At 73.6% G+C, this 15,881-nt stretch carries 14 protein-coding genes; 9 read left to right on the plus strand and 5 right to left on the minus strand.

Going from position 1 to position 15,881, the window contains the following annotated elements:
- Positions 1–74 precede the first annotated feature (74 nt).
- The 5 genes from ACIRJR_RS05255 to ACIRJR_RS05275 are packed head-to-tail and all read left to right on the plus strand — an operon-like array spanning position 75 to position 6,864.
- Positions 75–1,118: an aminomethyl transferase family protein gene (locus tag ACIRJR_RS05255; RefSeq protein ID WP_403774105.1), complete on the plus strand. Its 1,044-nt coding sequence runs from the start codon at positions 75–77 to the stop codon at positions 1,116–1,118.
- Positions 1,118–3,436, plus strand: coding sequence for a beta-ketoacyl synthase N-terminal-like domain-containing protein (locus ACIRJR_RS05260; protein ID WP_403774108.1), 2,319 nt, complete (start codon positions 1,118–1,120; stop codon positions 3,434–3,436). The genes ACIRJR_RS05255 and ACIRJR_RS05260 overlap by 1 nt, the downstream gene beginning before the upstream one ends.
- Positions 3,433–4,134, plus strand: coding sequence for a hypothetical protein (locus ACIRJR_RS05265; RefSeq protein WP_403774111.1), 702 nt, complete (start codon positions 3,433–3,435; stop codon positions 4,132–4,134). The genes ACIRJR_RS05260 and ACIRJR_RS05265 overlap by 4 nt, the downstream gene beginning before the upstream one ends.
- Positions 4,131–5,312, plus strand: coding sequence for a hypothetical protein (locus ACIRJR_RS05270; protein ID WP_403774114.1), 1,182 nt, complete (start codon positions 4,131–4,133; stop codon positions 5,310–5,312). The genes ACIRJR_RS05265 and ACIRJR_RS05270 overlap by 4 nt, the downstream gene beginning before the upstream one ends.
- Positions 5,313–5,343: 31 nt before the next feature.
- Positions 5,344–6,864 carry a DHA2 family efflux MFS transporter permease subunit gene (locus ACIRJR_RS05275; RefSeq protein ID WP_403774117.1) on the plus strand — a complete coding sequence of 507 codons (1,521 nt, stop codon included), beginning with the start codon at positions 5,344–5,346 and terminating at the stop codon, positions 6,862–6,864.
- An 88-nt stretch (positions 6,865–6,952) separates the two neighbouring features.
- On the opposite strand, the gene ACIRJR_RS05280 is transcribed toward ACIRJR_RS05275, so the two are convergent.
- The gene (locus ACIRJR_RS05280) at positions 6,953–7,954 is read right to left on the minus strand and encodes a LuxR C-terminal-related transcriptional regulator (protein ID WP_403774120.1); all 1,002 of its coding nucleotides are present in this window, start codon (positions 7,952–7,954) and stop codon (positions 6,953–6,955) included.
- Between the two features lie 187 nt (positions 7,955–8,141).
- Here ACIRJR_RS05280 and ACIRJR_RS05285 point away from each other — a divergent pair, with 187 nt between their 5' ends.
- The 3 genes from ACIRJR_RS05285 to ACIRJR_RS05295 all read left to right on the plus strand — a co-directional run bounded on the left by ACIRJR_RS05285 (position 8,142) and on the right by ACIRJR_RS05295 (position 10,841).
- Positions 8,142–8,504 (plus strand): hypothetical protein, encoded by a 363-nt coding sequence (locus ACIRJR_RS05285; protein WP_403774123.1) that lies wholly within the window; start codon positions 8,142–8,144, stop codon positions 8,502–8,504.
- A 101-nt stretch (positions 8,505–8,605) separates the two neighbouring features.
- On the plus strand, positions 8,606–8,788 hold the full coding sequence (locus ACIRJR_RS05290; RefSeq protein ID WP_403774126.1) for a hypothetical protein: 183 nt from the start codon (positions 8,606–8,608) through the stop codon (positions 8,786–8,788).
- An 88-nt stretch (positions 8,789–8,876) separates the two neighbouring features.
- Positions 8,877–10,841, plus strand: coding sequence for a BTAD domain-containing putative transcriptional regulator (locus ACIRJR_RS05295; protein ID WP_403776356.1), 1,965 nt, complete (start codon positions 8,877–8,879; stop codon positions 10,839–10,841).
- Here ACIRJR_RS05295 and ACIRJR_RS05300 read toward each other — a convergent pair.
- Genes ACIRJR_RS05300 through ACIRJR_RS05315 form a run of 4 tightly spaced genes read right to left on the minus strand, consistent with a single transcriptional unit; the run spans position 10,748 to position 14,318 of the window.
- Positions 10,748–11,665, minus strand: coding sequence for a 1,4-dihydroxy-6-naphthoate synthase (locus ACIRJR_RS05300; protein WP_403774129.1), 918 nt, complete (start codon positions 11,663–11,665; stop codon positions 10,748–10,750). The two genes, ACIRJR_RS05295 and ACIRJR_RS05300, sit on opposite strands and share 94 nt — an antisense overlap.
- The gene (locus ACIRJR_RS05305; RefSeq protein WP_403774132.1) at positions 11,662–12,351 is read right to left on the minus strand and encodes a futalosine hydrolase; all 690 of its coding nucleotides are present in this window, start codon (positions 12,349–12,351) and stop codon (positions 11,662–11,664) included. Before ACIRJR_RS05305 ends, ACIRJR_RS05300 begins: the two co-directional genes overlap by 4 nt.
- 26 nt (positions 12,352–12,377) lie before the next feature.
- On the minus strand, positions 12,378–12,860 hold the full coding sequence (locus tag ACIRJR_RS05310; RefSeq protein WP_403774135.1) for a DUF2771 domain-containing protein: 483 nt from the start codon (positions 12,858–12,860) through the stop codon (positions 12,378–12,380).
- Positions 12,861–12,887: 27 nt separating this feature from the next.
- Positions 12,888–14,318, minus strand: coding sequence for an MFS transporter (locus ACIRJR_RS05315; protein WP_403774138.1), 1,431 nt, complete (start codon positions 14,316–14,318; stop codon positions 12,888–12,890).
- A gap of 451 nt (positions 14,319–14,769) precedes the next feature.
- On the opposite strand from ACIRJR_RS05315, the gene ACIRJR_RS05320 reads away from it, so the two are divergent.
- Positions 14,770–15,702: a DUF3027 domain-containing protein gene (locus tag ACIRJR_RS05320; protein WP_403774141.1), complete on the plus strand. Its 933-nt coding sequence runs from the start codon at positions 14,770–14,772 to the stop codon at positions 15,700–15,702.
- Positions 15,703–15,881 lie beyond the last annotated feature (179 nt).

The raw sequence follows: 15,881 nt of genomic DNA on the forward strand, positions 1-15,881 counted from the left end.
GCACCACATCGCTCACCACATCGCTTCCTGTACTCCCTCCGCACATACGTACCTGTGAAAGGAACCCACTCACCATGACCACCACGACCGTCGCCGGCCTCCGTACCAGCCTCGACGACTACGCCACCCTGCGGACCACCGCCGGCGCCTACCGGATCACCGCGCCGCTGGTGCGGATCACGGGCGACGAGCGCATCGAGCTGCTGGACCAGTTCCTCGCCAAGTCCGGTGAGTTCGTCGACCCGGACACCGTCCGTGAGGCGCTGGCACTCAACGCCGACGGCTCCCCGTTCGCCGTCCTGCTGCACTTCGAGATCGGTGAGGAGGCGTGGCTCCTGCCGCGCACGCCGGTCACCGAGGACGGGCTGCGGGGCTATCTGGCCGCGCTCGACATCCCCGAGGGCGTCACCGTCGAAACGGCCCCCGAGGGCTGGGGCGCGGTCGCCTTCGAGGGGCCGAACGCCTGGTCCGCGGCGGCACGCTTCGTCGACTTCGACATCTCCGGCCTGACCCTGCACGGGGTCACCGAGGCCGCCGTCGCCGAGGCCCCGGCCGCCCAGGCCCAGCTCGCCCGCGTCGGGACCACCGGCGAGTACGGCTACCTGCTGCTGTCCGACGAGCCGGAGGCGGCGTTCGCCGCGGTGCTCGCGGCCGTCGGCGAGCTGGGCGGCTCCGAGGTCGGGCCGGAGGGCCTGGCCCGTGTCCAGGCCGAGGCGGGACTCGGCGGCTACGCCACCGGCTTCGCCGGTCTGGCCGTGGACGAGGCGGACCTGGCCTGGATGGTCGACTGGAGCCGGATCGGCGAGTTCCGGGGCTCCGAGAACCTCGTCAGGCCGACGACCGGGTCCGCCCGGCTCACCGTCCTGGCGGCCCCGGCCCTCAGCCGCTTCGCCGCGGGGGTGAAGGTCTCCGCGGCCGGCCAGGCCGTCGGAACCGTCCTCGCGCAGGCACCCTCCGCCAACCCCGAGGAGGAGCTCGTCCTCGCCCTCCTGGACGCCCCGTTCTGGGCGCCCGGCCTCGAACTGTCCGCCCCGGACGACCAGGACGCCGAGCGCCCGCTGCGGACCGTCACACTGCCCCGGGTCATCGCCCGCTCCCTCACCACGCGGATCTCCTGATGACCGCCCCGCGCATTGCCCTCACCGGCCTGGGGCTGATCACCGGGGCCGGGGACGACGTCGAGAAGAGCTGGTCGTCCGTCACCGCCGGTGTCTCCGGAATCCGGACCAACACGCTGTTCGGCACCGAGGAGCTGCTCACCGACTGGGCGGGCATGGTCACCAGCCCCCAGGAGCCCGGCCTGGACCGCTGCTACAGCCTCGCCGCCACCGCGATCCGCGAGGCCCTGCGCACCAGCGGCCTCGATCTGGACCGTGTCGACCGGGACCGCGTGGCGGTCGTGGTCGGCTCCAGCCTCGGTGCCATGCCGACGCTGGAGAACGTCCACCGGGCACTGGTGCACGAGGGCCGGCTCGACGCCGAGCAGGCCGCCGTCGCCCAGCTCCCCTGTGTGGGTGACTACATCGCGGCCGAGTTCGACCTGCGCGGACCGCGCGTGGTGCTCTCCAACGCCTGCGCCGCAAGCGCGGTGGCCCTCGGCTACGCGGCCGAGATGCTGTGGAAGGGCGACGTCGACCACGTCATCTGCGGTGGCGTCGACCCCCTGGCCTCGCTCTCCGCGTACGGGTTCAGCGCCTTGGGCGCCCTGGACCCCGAACCCTGCTCACCGCTGTCGGCCTCGACCGGGCTGACCCTCGGCGAGGGTGCCGGGTTCATGGTCCTGGAATCGGTCGAACGCGCCGCCGGGCGCTCCGCCCGTGTCCTGGCCGAGCTCGGCGGATACGGACTGTCCTGCGACGGCTACCACCAGACCGCACCGGACCCCAGCGGCAAGGGCGCCGCCGCCGCCATGGCCCAGGCCCTGGAGACGGCGGGTCTCGGCCCCGAGGACGTCGACTACCTCAACCTGCACGGGACGGGCACGCCCGCCAACGACGCGTCCGAACCCAAGGCGCTGAAGCTGCTGTTCGGCCCGTCGGTGCCGCCCGCCAGTTCCACCAAGTCGATGCTCGGCCACACACTGGGCGCCGCAGGGGCGGTCGAGGCGGTCGTCAGCACGCTGGCCATCGACCGCGGAGTACTGCCCCCGACGGTCAACACCCGGGGCGTGGAGTCCCCGTTCGGTCTGGACATCGTCCCCGGGACCGGCCGCAGGGCGGAGCCCGAGGTGGTCCTGTCGAACTCCTTCGCCTTCGGCGGGAACAACGCGTCCGTGGTGCTCAACCGGCCGGGACGCAAGCACTCCTCGCCCCGACGCGCCGAGGCCCGGCACCAGGTCGTGGTGACCGGTGCGGCCGGCCTCGCGGGTGCGGCGCCCGGCACCGGGCCGCTCGCCGAGGCCCTGGCGGCCGGACGCCCGTGCTTCGAAGGCATGGAACACGTGGAGGGCGTCGGCGAGGTTCCCGTCGGCCGGGTGGACGTCAAAGCGGCCACCGGAAAGCTCAACCCGAGCCGGGCCCGCCGCATGGACCCCCTGAGCCTGCTGGCCGCCGCCGCGGTCGGCGACCTGTACGCCCGGCACGGCAAGCCCTCGCGGGCCGAGGCCGAGTCCACCGGGATCGTGTTCGCCACCGGCTACGGGCCTGTCACCTCCGTCCTCCGCTTCCACGAGGGCGTGCTGCGGCAGGGCATCACCGGGGCCAACCCCTCGCTGTTCGCCAACACCGTGGTGAACGCCGCCGCCGGCCATGTGGCGATGCTGCACCGCTACCGGGGCTACACCGCCACCATCGCCAACGGCGGCACCAGTTCGGTTCTCGCCCTGCACCTCGCGGCACGGGTCATCGCCCGGGGCGCCGCCGACCGGATCATGGTCGTCGTCGCCGACGAGTTCCCCGAGCAGGCCCTGGCCACCCAGGCCAACCTGCCCGGCTACGCCCGGTCCCCGCACGTGGTGCCGGGAGGCCGCACCGGAATGGTGCTCAGCGAGGGTGCCGCCGCCATCCTGCTGGAGAGCGAGGAGGCCGCCGCCGCCCGCGGCGCCGGTGTCCTGGCCAGGGCCGAGGGCTACGGTGCCTCCGGCGAGTCGGTGGGCATCGGACGCCTCGGCCGGGACGGCGGAGCCTGGGCACGCGCCCTGCGCACCGCCATGGCCGACGCCGGGACGGGGCCCGACGGCATCGACACGGTGGTGTCGGCGGCTTCCGGTCACGCACTCGTCGACCGGGCGGAGAGCCGTGCACTGGAGCTGGCCGGCCTTGCGGACCACCCGGTCGTCGCGCCCAAGGCCCTGCTCGGAGAGACCTACGGCAGCGCCGGTGCACTCGGGCTGGTGACCGCGCTCAACGGGGCAGCGCCCGCGGGCAGGCTGCTGCTCTCCAGCTTCGCCCACGGCGGCTCGTACGCCGCCGCCGTCTTCGACACGGGGTCCCGATGAGCGGCCTGCTGACCCTGCTGCCGCCCGCCGCGCTCCGCTCCTCCGCGGTCCCGGCTGCCGGCACCGGGGCGTACGGCGCGGCCGTGCGCCCCGGTGAGGGGGCGGGCGTCGACTGCCTCCTCACCCACCATCCGGGGCTGCCCCGGGACCGTATGGGGAACCGCCTGAGCGCATCAGGCCGCTCGCTGATCATCGACGCCGCCCACAGCCTGTACGGGCTGCGGGTCACCGGCCGGGACCTCGCCCGTGACGGGCACCGCCGCTGGCGTCTGCCGGCTCACGGCCTCACCGTCTCGGTGGCCCACTGCGCCGAGTACAGCGCCGTGGCCTTCGGCGCCGGGACCGAGGTGGGCGTGGACCTCCAGGACGAGCGGGACCGCCCCGGCGCCATGCGGTGGCTCGGAGACCTGCTGGGCATGCCCGGGCCGGCCCGCATCCGGGACTTCGCCGAGTGCGAGGCGCTCATCAAGGCCTCCCACCTGACGAAGGAGACCTTCCAGGGCGTCCGGCTGCCCGTCTGGCGGCCGGGATGGCGCCCGACCGGCACCGGCGCCTACCGGGTCCGGTCCACCGCGGTCGGCCGGGCCGCCCACCTCGCCCTCGCCGCCGACGGGGCCGTCCCCGTGCGGTGGTGGTGGCAGCCGGCCCCCGGCACCGCCGCCACCCGCACCGACGCCCCCACCCTGGAGCCAGCATGACCACGACGCCGACGGCCGAGTCCGTGCGGCCCTACACCCGCCGGATCTCACAGATCGAGCGCGGCTATCTGAACGCGGCCGCCACCGGCACGCCGCAGCTGATCCAGATGGTCGTGGAGGGCGAGGGGCACATCGACCCGGACGCCCTCAGGGACGCCGTACGGGTCGCCTGCCTCGCCGGGCCCGGCCTCACCGTACGCAGGCGCGGGGCGGCCTGGAGGGCCGACGGCCCCCTTCCGCCGGTCGTCGAGATCCCGTCGTCGGGATTCGGCTCGCCCTTCCACCTCCGGGACATCGACGTGGTCACCGGGCCGGTGTGCGAGCTCGGTCTCACGAACGGGCCGGTGACCCGGCTCACCGTGCGCGCCAGCCACATCGTCACGGACGGCAGGGGCCTGCGGCAGTGGATCGCCGACGTGTTCCGCGCGCTGCGCGGGGAGGAACCGGTGGGCGCGGCCTCCACCGCCGACGACACGCACTTCCGCACGGCGGCCGGAAAGGTGGCCTCGGCGCCGCCGCCCGTGCGGCTCGAAGGGCTCCCGGCGGTACTCGGCGAGGGGCCGGCCCACGGGACCCCGCTGTGGATCCGGCGCCGCGTGGCCGCCTGCCCCTCGGCGGTCACCGCCCGGGTCGCGGCAGCCGTGTCCCGGCGCCTGCCCACCGGCTCCGGGCGGCTGGTGGTCCCCGTCGACCTGCGTCGCCACGACCCCGGTGTCCGGTCCTCCGCCAACCTCACGTCCCAGGTGGTGCTCGACCTCAGGCAGGACGACCACTGGAAGCGCCTGCACGGCCAGATCGTCGGCGCCCTGCTGCGCAAACGCGATGTGGCGGTCCTCGAAAGGGACTTCCTGCGCAGCAACCCCTTCGCCAACAGCCTCCGCGAGGCACAGGACCTGGACGGCACCCGCTTCCCCTGCACGGCGATCATCTCCGACCACGGCCGTGTCGAGACCGACGACCACCGCACCCCGTGGTTCACCCCCACAGGCTTCTTCACCCTTCCCATGCTCGTCCCGTACGCCGAGATGTTCATCAGCGCCTTCCGGATCGGCGACGAGACCGAACTGACCCTGGCGTGCCGTGAACGCCCCGGCGCGCGAGCCGCGGCCCAGGCGCTCCTCGACGACGTCGAGGACGCACTCCTCACGGCGGACCGGCCGGACCCGCAAGCCAGCTGACCTCCCAGTGACCTCTAAGGACGCATCCATCATGTCGATGACCAACCAGACCCACGAGGACGTGACGGGTCCACCCGTGGACCCGGAGCCCTCCGAGCAGGGGACCGCGAAGGCGGTGGCCGAGCCGTCCGCCCCCGCCGGGGCGCCGGCGTCCGGTGGCCGGGGGCCCGCCTTCGGGACGATCGCCGCCGCGGTGACGGGCGGATTCCTCGCCCTGCTCGACACCACCATCGTCAACGTCTCGCTGCACGACACCACCGCCCGGTTCGGTTCGCTCGACCAGGTCCAGTGGGTGGTGACGGGGTATCTGATCGCCCTCGCCGCCTGCATGCCGGCCACCGGCTGGCTGGCCGGCAGATTCGGCGTCAAGCGCGTCTTCATGGGCGCCACCGTCCTGTTCGCCCTGGGCTCGGCCGCCTGTGCGCTCAGCCAGACCCTGCCCGAACTCGTGGCCGCGCGCGGTGTGTCCGGCGCGGCGGCCGGTGTGCTGACCCCGGTGTCGACGATCCTCCTCACCCGTGGCGTGCCCCGCGAGCAGCTGGGCCGCGTCCAGGCGCTGAACGGCAGCGTGATGCTGATCAGCCCGCTGCTCGGTCCGACAGTGGGCGGGCTCCTGGTCGGGGCCTGGGGCTGGCCCGCGGTGTACGCGATCAACATCCCGCTCTGCGCCGCCCTCCTCTACGTCACCGTGCGCTGGGTGCGCCCGGACGCCCCCGGCGAGCGCTCACCGAAGCCGCTGGACGTGGTGGGGCTGCTCTCCTCCGCGGCCTGCACCGTCAGCACCGTGCTCGCGATCAAGGAGTTCACCGACCACGGGGTCGCGGCTCGCCCGGACCTGCTGCTCCCGCTGCTGATCGCCGTGGCCAGCGGTGCCGTGTTCGTGGTCCGTGAACTGCGCACCCCGTTCCCCCTGCTCGACCTGCGGCTGTTCCGCAACCGCGTCTACACCATGGCCGTGATCAACGTCCTCTGCCTGGGGTTCATCCTCTACTCGCCGATGATGCTGATCCCCCTCTACTTCGAGAGCGCACGCGGCGAGTCCGCTGTCACCACCGGCCTGCTGATGTCCACCGCGGGAGTGGGCGTGGTGACCGCGGCCTGGCTGTGCCGCGTCCTGATGAAGAAGGTGGGCGGCGGTGGCACCGTCGTCATCGGCATCGCGCTGACCATGCTGGCGACGCTCCCGCTGGCCGGCGTCGGAGGCGACACCTCCTACGTCCTGATCTGCGCGACCCTCGCCGTGCGCGGGCTCGGCACCGGCCTGACCATCGTGCCCGCCATGACCAGGGCGTTCCAGTCGATCCGCCCCGAGTCCATCGGGGACGCCTCGGCGCAGCTGAACCTCGTCCAGCGGATCGGCGGCACGGTCGCCGTCGCCGTCGTGACCGTGGTGCTGCAACAGGCCGCCGAGGACCGGCACGGGCTGGTGCCGGGCGCGTTCGCCCACTCCTTCGGCTGGCTCATCGGCGTCTACGCGCTCACGCTCCTGCCCGCGCTCGCGCTGTTCGCCGCAGACCGTGCGGAGCAGCGGCGACGCGCGCGGGAGGCGTGAGGCCGTGACGGGCGCGAGGCGCGGACCGGCCGGTGCGCCGCGGGGGATGCGGCGGCCCCGGCCGGCCCGCCCGGGGCCGGCCGGGCACTCACTCCGCGCCGGTCAGCCAGCCCCTGGAGACGGCCTTGGCGCCGGCCTGGAAACGGCTGCGCGCACCGAGCTTCTCCAGCAGGTCCGCCGCGATGCGGCGCGCGGTCCTGGGGGACACCCCGAGCCTCTTGGCCACCGCCTCGTCCGTGAGCCCCTGGCCCAGCAGCCGCAGCGCCTCCGCCTCCTGAGGAGTGAGATCACGCTCGTCCCGTTCACGGCTGGGGACCTGACCCAGCAGGGCACCCTGCTCCCAGGTGCTCTCGAAGAGGGCGGTCAGCGCGGTGACCGTGCCGCAGCCGCTGAGCACCAGCGCGCCCGCGGCACTGTCCCCGCCGTCCACCGGGACGATCGCGGTGGTCTGGTCGAGGAGCATCATGCGGACCGGCAGCGAGGGGGTGGTCCGCACCTCGCCGCCCAGTGCCGTCAGCCACTTCGCATAGGACAGGGTGGCCGGATTGTGGCGGACGCTGTCCAAGTACAGGGTCCGCATCCGCACCCCGCGTTCGAGCAGCTCCTCGTCCTGGGGTTTGGCCGCCTCCATGCTCGCCTCGCTCTGCGCGCCACCGGGGGCGAACGTCATGATCTCGGCCGAGACGTGGCGCACGAGAAGAGCGATGCGGTCGCGGATCTCCTCGATGCCGTCCAGGCGTTCGACGCCCTCGATCCGCTTGTCGAGCCGGGTGGCCGTGAAGTCCGCGGCCAGTTGCGCGGCGGCCAGCCGGATCTGCTCGATGCGCCGTTGTTCGGCGGCGAGACGTTCCTCCTGCTGGGCGAGGATGGTCTGGACGCCCAGCTCGGGATCGACCGCACGGAACTGGGAGGGCTGGCCGGCGATCGGCCGGATCAGCGCCAACGCGCTGAGCTTGTCGAGAGCCTGACGCACTTTCACGCCCGGTATGCGCAGCCGGTCCCCCAGCTCCGCGAGCTCGACCTGCGGATACGCCAGGACAGCTCTGTAGACGGCCTCGCAGACCTCGTCCAGCCCGAGAATCTCCAGCACCGACTGCCTCTCCCCCCACGCAAAGACATTCGGCCTCAATCTAAGCATGATCGGGACCGTCCCGACTTTGCGCATTCGTAAACGTTCCCCAAAGCGCGAACACCGCCGCACGGGGCGGCACATGGCCCCGGAGCGCCCCTCCTGGAGGCCGTCGGTGTTCCCCGTGACCGGACCGAGGTATGAATCCATGAACCTGGTGCACGTCCGCCTCCAGCTCCCCGACGGGCCGACGCAGTTCGGGGGGCTGCGGCAGATGCTGCTCCGGCACGCGACGGCCGACGAGGCCGTGGAGCACATCAGCCTCCACCCGGGAGAAGACGGTGAGTTGACCATCGGGTTCTGGGTCGGCGGCGCGAGTGTCGTCGGCTCCGAGCTGATCGCGTACGCGATCACCCGGCGCACGCTGGAGGCCGAGCCGGCTCTCACCCGTGCCCGCGTCACCAGCTGCTCCAGCGCCCTCGTCCCGGCCGTCTTCGACGAGATGGCCCGGCCCGAGCAGAGCCCTGGACGGTATATGCGATGGACGGATGCGGAAGCCGGGGAAGGCTAGGCGATCACTCCCGGCACGGCAAGACTCTGTGGTGTCGGACCGGGCGCCCCGCAAAGGACCCGCCGCAGACCTCCACTTCCCCTTCACGCAGGAGTGATCCCATGCCGCAGTCCACCCGCCGCGCCGTCCGCCGGACCAGACAGGCCGTCGCCCTGATCGGTCTGCTCTTCTGCGGCGTCACGGTCCTCTCGGCGCACCACACCTCGTCCGCCGCCCCCTCGTCCGTCGTCGCGGGGGACCTCACCTCCGCGGACATGGGCGAGGACACCACCGGCTGGGACTGACCGCCTGCCGCCGGCGGCGGCCGCCACGACAGAGCCCGGACCCTTCCGGCCGGGCGCCGGACCGAACCGATGAGCGGCGGTGACGGACATGACGCAGTTCCTGGTCCTGGGCTCCCTCGAGATGCGCCGGGCCGGCGAGCTCGTGCCGGTGCGCGGGATGCGGCAGCAGAAACTGCTCGCGCTGCTCCTGCTGAGCGTGGGCCGGGTGGTCCCGGTGGACGTCCTCGTGGACGAGCTGTGGGAGTCACCCCCGTCGTCGGCCCGTACGCAGGTCCACAACGCGGTCCACGACCTCCGGCGGATCCTGCCCGTGGGCGGCGGGAGCAGTCTGGTGACCGCGGACATCGGATACCGCCTCACCGTCCCCGACGACGCCCTCGACGCACACCTCTTCACCGGCAGGGTCCGCGCGGCCAAGGAGGCGGAGCGGGAGAACCGGCTCACGGAAGCGGTCCGGCTCCTGCAGTCGGCGGTCGATCTCTGGCGCGGCGACGCCTTCGCCGGAATCAAGTGCTCCGCCGTCCTCGGCGCCGCCGTGAAGCTCGACGAGCAGCGGCTGACCGCGATCGAGGACCTCATGGTCCTGCGCCTGAGGGCGGGTGAGTGCAACGCACTGGTCGGCGAACTGCACGCCCTCATCGCGAAGTACCCGCTGCGCGACGCCCTCCGGGGGAGCCTGATGACCGCGTTGTGCCGCAGCGGCCGCCAGGCCGACGCCCTCGCCGTCTACGACGAGGGCAGGCGCTACCTCGTGGACGAGCTCGGACTCGAACCCGGCCACCGGCTGAGGGCCCTGCACGCCGAGATCCTCGCGGACTCCCCGGCCTTCCACGGCAGGGAGACCGTGCGGCCCGCGCCTCCCGGTCCGCCCGGGACCACCGGGCGGCGCGGCGGCCCCGAGGCCACGAGCCCCGCACCCCCGCCCGGACCGCCGTCCCGGGCCCCGGGCCGGAACTTCCTGCCGCACGACCTGGCCGACTTCACCGGCCGCACCGACGACGTGCGCCGTCTGCTGGACGCCGTGGGGCGGGGTGGCGGCGGTTCACCCCGGGTCGTCGCCGTCGACGGCACCGCGGGGGTGGGCAAGACGTCCCTCGTGGTGCACGCCGGGCACCTGCTCGCCGCGGACCACCCCGACGGACAGTACGCCGTGGAACTGCACGGGTTCAGCCCGCTGCGAGGACCCGTGCCGCCCGAGGAGGCCCTCGGCGTCCTCCTCCAGGCCGACGGGGTCGCCGCGGACGCGCTCCCGGACGGAGCGGCGGCCCGCAGCGCCCTGTGGCGTTCGCGGCTGGCGGGGCGGCGCTGTCTGCTGATCCTGGACGACGCCCTGGACACCGGGCAGATCAGACCGCTGCTGCCCGGCACGGACGGAGTGACGGTACTGGTCACCGGCCGGCGCAGACTCACCGCACTCGACGGGGCGGTACCGCTGCCGCTGGACGTGATGACGCACGAGGACGCCGTCGCACTCTTCGGCAGGATCGCCGGGGCCGGGCGGGCGGCGGCGGAGCCCGGCGAGGTCGCCCGGGCCGTCGGGCTCTGCGGCCGTCTGCCCCTGGCGGTCCGGATCGCCGCGACCCGCCTGAGGGACCGGCCCGCGATGCGGGCCGCGGACCTCGCCGAGCGTCTGGCACGTCCGTCCGGCCGGCAGCGCTGCCTGCGCACCTCCGACCGGGACCTGACGCATCTGCTGCGCCTGTCGTACCGGCAGCTGACCCCCGCCCAGCGGCGGTTCAGCCGGTTGCTGAGCCTGCACCCCGCCGCGAGCTTCGACCTCGGCCGGGCCGGTGCCGTCACGGGACTGGGACCGGACGACGTGGAGCAGCTCGTGGACGTGCTGCTCGACGACAACCTGATCCGGCAGGACGCCCCCGACCGATTCTCCTTCCACGAACTGCTCAGGGACTGCGCCCGTGAGCTGCCCGTGGAGCTGGAGGAACCGCAGGAGGCGCGGGGTCAGCGGCCGGTGACGGACAGCGCGTCCGGGGCCAGCGCCGGCACGAGGCCCTCGGCGGCGGCCCGGGTCAGCAGGCCGCGGATCGCCGCGTAGCCGCTCTCGCCGAGGTCGGCGGTGAACTCGTTCACGTAGAGACCGATGTGCTGGTCGGCCACGGCCGGGTCCATCTCCTGGGCGTGTTCCAGGACGTACGGGCGCGAGCGCTCCGGGTCGTCCCAGGCCATCCGCACCGACGTACGGACCGACTCCGCGAGCCGCTCCAGCGTCTCCTGGCCCAGCGAGCGCTTGGCGATGATCGCGCCCAGGGGGATGGGCAGGCCGGTGGTCGACTCCCAGTGCTGTCCCATGTCGGCGAGGCTGTGCAGCCCGTAGTTCTGATAGGTGAAGCGGGCCTCGTGGATCACGAGTCCGGCGTCGACCCGGCCGTCGCGCACGGCGGGCATGATCTCGTCGAACGGCATGACGACGATCTCGCCCACACCGCCCGGCACGACCTCGGCCGCCCACAGCCGGAACAGCAGATAGGCGGTGGACCGCTCGCTCGGCACGGCGACCGTCTTCCCCGTCAGGTCCGTGCCCGGCTCCTTCGTGAGGACGAGCGGCCCGCAGCCACGCCCCAGGGCGCCGCCGCACGGCAGCAGGGCGTACTCGTCGAGGACCCACGGCAGGACGGCGTACGAGACCTTCAGCACGTCGAACTCGCCGCGCTCGGCCATGCCGTTGGTGAGGTCGATGTCGGCGAAGGTGACGTCGAGGGCGGGCGCGCCGGGGACCCTTCCGTGCGCCCAGGCGTCGAAGACGAACGTGTCGTTCGGGCACGGCGAGAAGGCGATCCGCAGCGCGGGGAGCGGTGCCCCGGCGGTGCCGCTCGCGGTGTCGTTCGCGGTGTCGGTCACGGTGTCGGCCGAGTCGGTCATGAGGGGGTCCAACCTTCCACTACGGGTGCGGTCTTCCCGAACGCCTCGGTGAGCGCCGCCAGGGCGTCGCCGATGCGCCAGGCCCCGCGGTCGCGCGGCCCCACGGCGTTCGAGACGGCCCGGAGCTCCAGCGCCGGCACGCCGAGCCGGTCGGCGGCCTCCGCGACGCCGAAGCCCTCCATGGCCTCGGCGACGGCTCCGGGATGTGCGGCCAGCAGCGTGGCGGTGCGGGCCGCGCTGCCGGTCACGGTGGAGACGGTGAGGACGGGCCCCGGCACGGCGCCGGTGGCCGCGACGACGTCCCGTACGAGGGATGCGGGAGGCAGGAAGGTGTCCCTGCCGAAGCCGAGACCGGTGACGGGCACGAAGCCGTCCGGGGTCTCGGCGCCCAGGTCCGCCGCGACGATACCGGTGGCCACCACGAGGGAGCCGACCGGTGCGGCGGGCGCGAAGCCGCCGCCGATGCCGGCCGAGACGACCAGGGCGTACGGCTCCGGGGCGGAGGCGAGGGCGAAGGCGGTGGCGGCCGCCGCCGCGGCCGGACCCACGCCGCCCGCGAGGACGTCGAACGGACCGGCCCGGTGCAGCTCGGCGCCCGGCGCCTCGCGCACCTGCGGCGCACCCCCGAACGCACGCGTGACCGCGTCCCTCTCGGCCGGGACGGCGGTCACGACAAGCACCCGCACAGCGGTGGTCCTCGGGTCCGGAGGGGTCAGGAGGTCTTCTTGAGCTGGAAGTGCCAGACGCCCGTGAGCTTCTGACCCTTGGTCTCGACGATGCTGACCTGCGTCTTGGACGCCGTGGTCTCGCCGGTCTGGCTGGCGAAGAAGGCGCTGCCGGGGATGGTCCGGTAGGTCTTCTTGTACGGCTCCTGCTCGGCCTGCTGGCCGTTGATGAACAGGGTCCAGCCGTGGTCCGCCACCTCGGGGTCCACTCCGAAGTGGACCTTGTCGTCCATCGCGACCTCGACGGACTTCTCCGCCTTCTTGTTCAGGCAGCCCTGGATCTCGGACTCCTTGAGGGCGTCGCCGTCGTTGTAGCAGGAGGCCTCGGTGCTCACCGAGTTGTCGCCGACCGTCACGGTGGCGAGCGGCGTCGGCTTGTCGCAGGCGGACAGGACAAGGAGTCCCGCGGACACGGCACCAAGAGCGACGCCGATTCGACGGCCCTTACCGGAGAAGAACGCAACGGTCATGCGCCGAAGGTTATCGGTCGGTGCCGCTCACGCCACGCGGGGGTGCGGTGAGCCGCGCCGCGCCGCGCCCAGGAGGCCCCGTACGGAGGCGGCCGCGCCGAGGGCGAGGAGCCCGGCGGCGACGGACATGCCCAGTACTCCGTTGAGGGGGAGCGCGATGCCGATCGCCCCTCCGACGACCCAGGACATCTGGAGCAGCGTCTCCGACCGGGCGAAGGCCGAGGTACGCACCTCCTCCGGCACGTCGCGCTGGATCATCGCGTCCAGCGACAGCTTCGACAGGGCCTGGGTGAATCCGGCGACCGCGGCCAGCGCGGCGACCATGACCGTGCTGAAGAAGACCGCGGCGAGGACGGCGACGCCCAGGGCCAGCCCCAGTACCGCGGCGACGATCACCTCGGGGCCGCGCGCCCTCAGCCATGAGCCCACCGCGGTGCCGCAGGCGTTGCCCGCGCCCGCCGCGACGCCGACGATGCCGAGGGAGACCGCGGCGCTCTGCCCGGCGAGGGGGTGCTCGCGCAGCAGGAACGCCAGGAAGAAGATGAGGAAGCCGGAGAGCGCCCGGTGCGCGGCGTTCGCCTGGAGGCCGTGCAGGACGGACGGACCGACGGACCGCAGCCCCGGCGGTCTCTCCCGCCCCTTCCTCCTGCCGATGCGGGTGCTGCCGCTCCGGCCGCCCTTGGAGGAGCGGGGGAGGGGGGCCCGGGGCGGATCCTCGTGCGGGACGGCGAGGCGGGCCCTGCGCTCGCCCTTCGCGGAGTCGACCTTGTGGGGCAGCGTGAAGGCGAGCACGGTGCCGCCGAGGAAGATCGCACAGGCGCCGTAGAGCGGCCAGGGGGATCCGATGGCCTGCAGCCCCGCCCCGATGGGCGCCGCGATACCCGTGGCCAGCAGGCCGGCCAGGGTGACCCGCGAATTCGCCTTCACCAGGGAGAACCGGGGTGGGAGCAGCCGGGGGACGACGGCGCTGCGCACCACCCCGTACGCCTTCGAGCAGACCAGGACGCCGAGCGCCGCCGGATAGAGCTCCAGACCGCCCGTGGCGACCGCACCCGACATCGTGATCGCGAGCACCGCCCGGGCGAACATCGCGCCGGCCATCGCGGCGCGGCGCCCGTGCGGCAGACGGTCCAGGAGCGGACCGACCACCGGGGCGAGCAGGGTGAAGGGTGCCATCGTGACGGCGAGGTAGAGGGCGACGCGCCCGCGTGCCTCGTCGGTCGGCACGGAGAAGAACACGGTGGAGGCGAGCGCGACGGTGATCATGACGTCACCGGCGCCGTTGACCGCGTGCAGTTCGATCAGCTTGCCGAGACCGGACTCGCCGGCCCCGTGGGCGTGCGTCGCCTTGCGGATCCCCCGCGCGGTGCCGGTGAACGGCGCTCGCAGGGCACGGCCCATCGCCCGGACCGCCCTGCGGAGCGGACCGGATCCGTCGGACGACCTGGCGGCAGCCACGTGGTCATAGTGCCCCACCCCCCGCCGTCACGAACCCATGATCGGGCCGGGGCGTGGCGCGGGGCGCTCCGTCGGGTGAGTCGGCCGGGCCGGGAACCGGCCGGGATGCGCCATCGGCGCGGGTGGACCGCGGGCCGTTCCGTCTCCGCCCGGAGAGGGGCCGCGCCACTGTTCCGGAAGGGTTCCGGTCCACTTTGGGACGGGCAGGTGGGCGTGGGGCGGCGGAGAGGGTAGCGTGCACTCACGCGCCACCGGCGGTTGTTCTTGGCCGCGCGCCTCTCCGCGATCCCGCAGAATGGGTGGCAGAAGGCGCGCCCGAGGCAGGCACAACGGGTGTGGACGTCGACGCGGCCCCCAGGTCCGCTCCGCTCACAACTGTCATGGCCGAAATCGGACATCGATGGAGCTGCTGGCGCGCTCGTGAGACGGCGTATGGAGAGAAGCGAGACCTGTGAGTGCTGCGACGACGCGAAGCCGTACGGCCCGTACCCCCGCCCCCGACCGTCTGTGCGCCGAGGCGGTAGACCTCGCACGCGCGGCGGCCGAGGAGGCCGCCGCGCCCGGAGTGGTGGGTGAGCATGTGGCTCTGGTCTCCGAGGGGGACCGGGTCGTCACCCACTACTTCGAGTCCAAGGAGCCCGGCTACCGGGGCTGGCGCTGGGCTGTGACGGTCGCCAGGGCCTCCCGCGCCAAGAACGTCACCCTTGACGAAACGGTGCTGCTGCCCGGCTCCGACGCGCTCCTGGCGCCCGAGTGGGTGCCCTGGAGCGAACGCCTGCGGCCCGGCGACATGGGGCCCGGGGACCTCCTGCCCACCGAGGCGGAGGACCCGCGCCTGGAGCCCGGCTGGACGGGCGAGGACGAGCCCCTGCCGAACTCCGCCGTCTCCGAGGTGTCGCAGGAGCTGGCCGCCCTCGCCGACGTCGAGGACGCGGAGCTCACCGCGCTCCCCACGACGAGCCGCGGCTCGATCGCCTCGGTCGCGGACGAGCTCGGCACGCGGCGTGCCCGGGTGCTGTCCCGCTACGGGCTGGGGCTGGCGGCGGACCGGTGGGACGAGGAGTTCGGCGCGCGGACACCCATGGCGCAGGCGGCGCCGGCGTCCTGCGTCAGCTGCGCCTTCCTGGTACCGATGGCGGGCTCCCTGAAGCAGGCCTTCGGTGTCTGCGCGAATGAGTTCGCCCCGGCGGACGGCCGGGTGGTCTCGCTGTCGTACGGCTGCGGGGGGCACTCCGAGGCTGCGGTCATGCCGAAGCCGCCCAAGCCGGCGCCGCACGCGCTGGACACGATGCGGGTGGACGACTACCAGCTGCGCCCTTCGGACGACTCCGGCTCGGTCCCGTCCCAGCCGGACGGCTCGACGGAGGACCTGGGCCACTCCTGACGCTCCTCACCGCCGCCGGGGTGCCTGAGCGGCCCCGGGCTTGCTGAGCGGCCCCGGGCGTGCTGAGCGACCCCGGGCGTGCTGAGCGACCCCGGGCGTGCTCCGGCTCGCCCTTCCGGGGCTCCGGCGGCTCCGGCGGCTGATTCCGTCCCTTCCGGTGGATTGCGGACCGCGCCCCA

Source organism: Streptomyces sp. NPDC102402, assembly GCF_044765765.1.
Classification (GTDB): Bacteria; Actinomycetota; Actinomycetes; order Streptomycetales; family Streptomycetaceae; genus Streptomyces.

Bases quoted from the DNA above. Each gene is read 5' to 3' on its own strand.
- ACIRJR_RS05295 (WP_403776356.1), top strand. From the start codon at position 8,877: ATGACGCAGTTCCTGGTCCTGGGCTCCCTCGAGATGCGCCGGGCCGGC.
- ACIRJR_RS05260 (WP_403774108.1), top strand. From the start codon at position 1,118: ATGACCGCCCCGCGCATTGCCCTCACCGGCCTGGGGCTGATCACCGGG.
- ACIRJR_RS05265 (WP_403774111.1), top strand. From the start codon at position 3,433: ATGAGCGGCCTGCTGACCCTGCTGCCGCCCGCCGCGCTCCGCTCCTCC.
- ACIRJR_RS05285 (WP_403774123.1), top strand. From the start codon at position 8,142: ATGAACCTGGTGCACGTCCGCCTCCAGCTCCCCGACGGGCCGACGCAG.
- ACIRJR_RS05270 (WP_403774114.1), top strand. From the start codon at position 4,131: ATGACCACGACGCCGACGGCCGAGTCCGTGCGGCCCTACACCCGCCGG.
- ACIRJR_RS05255 (WP_403774105.1), top strand. From the start codon at position 75: ATGACCACCACGACCGTCGCCGGCCTCCGTACCAGCCTCGACGACTAC.
- ACIRJR_RS05290 (WP_403774126.1), top strand. From the start codon at position 8,606: ATGCCGCAGTCCACCCGCCGCGCCGTCCGCCGGACCAGACAGGCCGTC.
- ACIRJR_RS05275 (WP_403774117.1), top strand. From the start codon at position 5,344: ATGTCGATGACCAACCAGACCCACGAGGACGTGACGGGTCCACCCGTG.
- ACIRJR_RS05300 (WP_403774129.1), bottom strand. From the start codon at position 11,665: ATGACCGACTCGGCCGACACCGTGACCGACACCGCGAACGACACCGCG.
- ACIRJR_RS05310 (WP_403774135.1), bottom strand. From the start codon at position 12,860: ATGACCGTTGCGTTCTTCTCCGGTAAGGGCCGTCGAATCGGCGTCGCT.